The organism is Thermoplasmatales archaeon (assembly GCA_014361245.1).
Classification (GTDB): Archaea; Thermoplasmatota; E2; order UBA202; family JdFR-43; genus JACIWB01.
Genome location: JACIWB010000069.1, coordinates 1 through 4129 on the forward strand (window position 1 = coordinate 1; position 4129 = coordinate 4129).

The following is a 4129-nucleotide window of genomic DNA, read 5'->3' on the forward strand; positions in this document are numbered from 1 at the left end:
TTCCGGTTGGGTGAGGGCGAGGTACAGGCGCTTTGCTGCCGCTTGTTCTGCTTCCTTTTTGGATCTTCCCCGGCCCAAAGCGGAGTGTCCGCCGGCAAAAACCTCCACGGTGAACACCTTTTTATGTTCTGGACCTTCCTCGGCCACCACCCGGTATTCCGGAAGCTCCCCGAACCGGGCCTGCACGAGTTCCTGAAGAAGCGATTTATAATCGGGGCTTTCCTGGGCGTAGCGCGCGATCTCCGAAGCGAAGAGTTTTTCCACGAGGTCCCGCACAGCCGGGTAGCCGTGGGCGAGGAAGGCTGCGCCAAGGAGGGCCTCCAGGGCGGAGGCCAACACGGAAGGCCGCTCCCGCGCTCCAGCTTCCTCCGCGCCTTTTCCCAAAAGGAGATGTTTTCCCAGCTCGATGCGGCGAGCCACCTCCGCCAATACCGGCCGGGACACCACCACGGCCCGGATCTTCGTGAGCTCCCCTTCCTCCCGCTCGGGAAAGCGGCGAAAGAGGATCTCCGTCACGGCCAAATTGAGGACGGCATCGCCCAGGAACTCCAGGCGTTCGTTGCTTTCCTCCCCCGTCTCATTGGCGTAGGAAGAATGGGCCAAGGCCATGCGCAACAGATCCTTGGGGATGGAAAGGCCCAAGGGCGTAACAACGCTGAAGTTTCCCATTAGCTCCAAGTTTGGCCGCTTCCAAGCACGGGGTCAATATGCGACCTATAATGGGGGAAGGGGGTCATCATGGACGGGGCGCGGCGCGTGTCCACTGGAATTCCTGGCCTGGACGAAGTCCTTCTTGGCGGTTTCTTGCCCAGTCGGACCTATTTGGTGGTGGGAGCTCCGGGAACGGGAAAGACCATTTTGGCCCTCCAATGGTTGCGGGAAGGCGCAAAGCACGGCGAACGGAGCCTGTATATAACGCTGGCCGAGCCCATTTCTGAAATCATGAAGAACGCGGCCGGATTTAATTGGGACCTGCGGGGAATCGAGACCGTAGATCTCTCCCCCCAAGTAATCGCCGGCCAAGAAAGTTTCCAGGAGTACCGAGTGTTTCCGCCCAGCGAGGTGGAGGAGCCCCTCCTTTGGGACCGGATCTGGCAGGCTGTAACCGAGCATAATCCCCAACGCCTGGTCCTGGATCCTGTCACCATCCTCAAGGATCTCTCGCCGGATCTCTACCAATTCCGCCGCAACCTTCTTCGCTTGGTGAGCCGCCTTAACGCCCAAGGCCTCACCACCATTCTTGTTGCTGAGCCCGGAGATGTAGCGGAGGAAAAGACCCTGGCCCTGGTGGTGGACGGGGTTCTCCGCCTCACGCGCACGGTAGGACCGAGCCGGCTGGTGGACCTGCGCGCGGTGGAGGTGGAGAAATTCCGGGGATCGGATTACCTCCCGGGACTGCATCCCTTGCGCATCACTGCCCAAGGCATCGAAGTTTTTCCCCACCGGGTTTTCCCGCTTGTTGGCCCGGCGAAAGTCGGGGAAAAGATCAGCACCGGCATTCCTGGGTTGGATCAGATCATCGATGGCGGGCTTGAGGCTGGGACAGCGACCCTGATCAGTGGACCGGCGGGTGTGGGCAAGACCACCCTTGGGCTACATATACTGGCCAGCGCCGCCCAGCGCGGAATCCCCGGGGTTCTCTACACCTTCGAGGAGCAGCCCGCGACCTTGCTTGCCCGGACCGAAGGCGTGGGCATCCCCCTCCACTCCCTCGTCAATTCTGGAAAAATCAGGATCTTGGCCATCAGCCCTCTGACCTTTTATCCCGACGAATTCTTCCAACTGGTGCGCCGCCATGTGGAGGAAGAAGGTCGAAAAATGGTAATGCTGGATAGCCTTCGGGGATATAACCTGGCCATGGAGGAGTTCGGAAGCCTCACCGCCCACATCCACAACCTCGCCGCCTATTTGGCCAGCCAAGGGGTCACCTCCCTTTGGCTCACGGAGATAGAGAAGATCGTGGGGGAGCTCTCCCTCACGGAGCTTGGGGTGAGCTTCGTCTTCGACAATGCCATTCTTCTTCGGTACGTGGAGCGCTTTGGCCAGCTTTTGCGGGCCATTGGGTGCCTGAAGAAGCGCGGCGGCCGGGCAAGCCCGGAGGTACGGGAGTTCCAAATCACGCCGCACGGATTGCGGGTGGGAGAGGAGCCGTTACGCATCCCCGGCTTTTTCAGCGGGATCGCCAAAACAAAGGAACGCGAAGGATGATGAAAAAAGCCCTAGTGTTGGTGCGCAACCCCACGGATCGAAAGCTTTTGAGCGCGGCCCTTGCGGATTTCGGCCTGGAGACGTGTTTCACCCACGCTTTGAACGCGGAAATTCCTTCGGAACTCGCGGTGGTTCTGGTGGAGGAGGCGCTTGCTGAGCTTTGGAAACATGAACTCCTTTCCCTAAAACAGCGGGCCACGGCGGAGCTCCGGTTCCTTCCCGTGCTTGTGATCGTTCCCCAAGGGAGGCCCGTGGAGAAATGGCTTTCCCTGGGATTCGACGATATCGTGACCATCCCCATCTCCCGAAAACTCTTGGAGACCCAGGTGACGAGCTGGACAGAGCTTTCTGAGGAGACGGCGGGAAGGTTCCGAGAGCTCGTGGAGACCGCGCAGGTTGGGTTTTACCGCACCACCCCGGAGGGCAAAATCCTTTATGCCAACCCGGCCTTGGTGAAGCTCCTTGGCTATGAATCCCTCGCCGAGCTAGCTCAACGGGATCTTTCTCGCGAGGGATTCGCTCCGGAATCGCCGCGGACACGCTTCCAGGAGGCCGTGGAAAAAGAAGGGGTTGTCACGAACTATGAGGCCGTTTGGCTCACCAGGGACGGGCAGAAAGTCTTCGTTGTGGAGTCCGCGCGAGCTGTACGGGACAAAAGCGGCAAAGTTTTGTACTACGAAGGGACCGTCCAGGACATAACTCCTTTGCGCCGCTACCAGGAAAAACTCGCCAAGATTGGGGATTTTGGGCGGAAGCTTGTTCTGGCCCGCACCACGGAAGAGGTGGCCCAGGCTGTGGTGAACGCAGCCCGCGACATCTTGGGCCTTCAGGATTGTGGGATTTTCGTGATCGAAGGAGAGCAGGTAACGCTTCTAGCCCACTCCTTGGGAACTCCACCTGGGCCTTCTTCGCTTCCCCTTCACTCCGAGCGCGGCGTCGTGCCTTATGTGGCCCGGACTGGAAGGGCCCTCTACCTTCCCGATGTGCGCAACGATCCCCGGTTCATTCCCGGCGCGCTTCCCAGCCAAAGCGAGCTTTGTCTTCCCTTGAAAATTGGGGAGCGCGTAATCGGGGTTTTAAACCTCCAAAGTCCGGAGCTTGCGGCTTTTGGTGCGGAGGAGACGCGGCTGGCTGAGGCCTTGGCCGATGTGGCCGCCATCGCCTTGGAAAATGCCCGCCTATTTGAGGAGATCACGAAAGCCAAGGAGAACCTGGCCCGCGAGGCCGCGGAGCGGAAGAAACTGTTGGAGCAGGTGGTGGCCGCGTTCTCCGCGGCCATGGGCCTCAAGGACCCGTTCACCGCCAAGCACCAGGAGCGCGTGGCGCGTCTGGCGTGCGCGATAGCTGAGGAACTTGGGCTTCCGCCGGAACAGGTGGAGGGGCTGCGTGTGGCCGCTCTTCTCCACGATGTAGGAAAAGTTTTGGCTGTGCCCAACGAGATTTTGAGCAAGCCGGGCAAACTCAGTGACCACGAGATGGCCCTCATCCGCACCCATCCGGATGTGGGCTACGAGCTTTTGTGCAATGTGGAGTTCCCCTGGCCGGTGGCGGAAATCGTTCGGCAGCACCACGAACGGCTGGACGGCTCGGGTTACCCCCGCGGCCTTAAAGGTGAGGAAATACTCCTTGAAGCACGAATTTTGGCGGTAGCCGACGTGGTGGAGGCCATAAGCTCGTTTCGCCCCTACCGACCAGCTCTGGGTTTGGACAAGGCTTTCGAGGAGATCCAAAACGCGGAGAAGTATGACCAAAACGCAGCCAGCGCCTGTCGGGCCGTGTTCGCCCGGGGCTTTACCTTTGGCTAGGGCGGGAGGATTCGAACCTCCGATCGCGGGTCCAAAGCCCGCTGCCTTACCGCTTGGCTACGCCCTAGCCCTGGTGGAGGTGGGGGGAGTTGAACCCCCGTCCGAAAACACCTTGG

The 4129-nt window shown here is 60.2% G+C and carries 3 protein-coding genes and 1 tRNA gene; 2 read left to right on the forward strand and 2 right to left on the reverse strand.

Features of this window, described 5'->3' with window-relative positions; genetic code table 11:
* Window positions 1-678, reverse strand: a 678-nt coding sequence (rnc, locus tag H5T45_07340; GenBank protein MBC7129514.1) for a ribonuclease III, incomplete at its 3' end; no start/stop codon positions are given.
* 60 nt (window positions 679-738) lie between these two features.
* On the opposite strand from rnc, the gene H5T45_07345 reads away from it, so the two are divergent.
* Both H5T45_07345 and H5T45_07350 read left to right on the forward strand, forming a co-directional pair.
* Window positions 739-2208, forward strand: coding sequence for an AAA family ATPase (locus H5T45_07345; protein ID MBC7129515.1), 1470 nt, complete (start codon window positions 739-741; stop codon window positions 2206-2208).
* Entirely contained in the window at window positions 2208-4013 is a 1806-nt protein-coding gene (locus H5T45_07350) for an HD domain-containing protein (protein ID MBC7129516.1), read from the forward strand. Before H5T45_07345 ends, H5T45_07350 begins: the two co-directional genes overlap by 1 nt.
* On the opposite strand, the gene H5T45_07355 is transcribed toward H5T45_07350, so the two are convergent.
* A tRNA-Gln gene (locus H5T45_07355) sits at window positions 4007-4080 on the reverse strand. The genes H5T45_07350 and H5T45_07355 overlap by 7 nt on opposite strands.
* Between the last annotated feature and the right edge of the window lie 49 nt (window positions 4081-4129).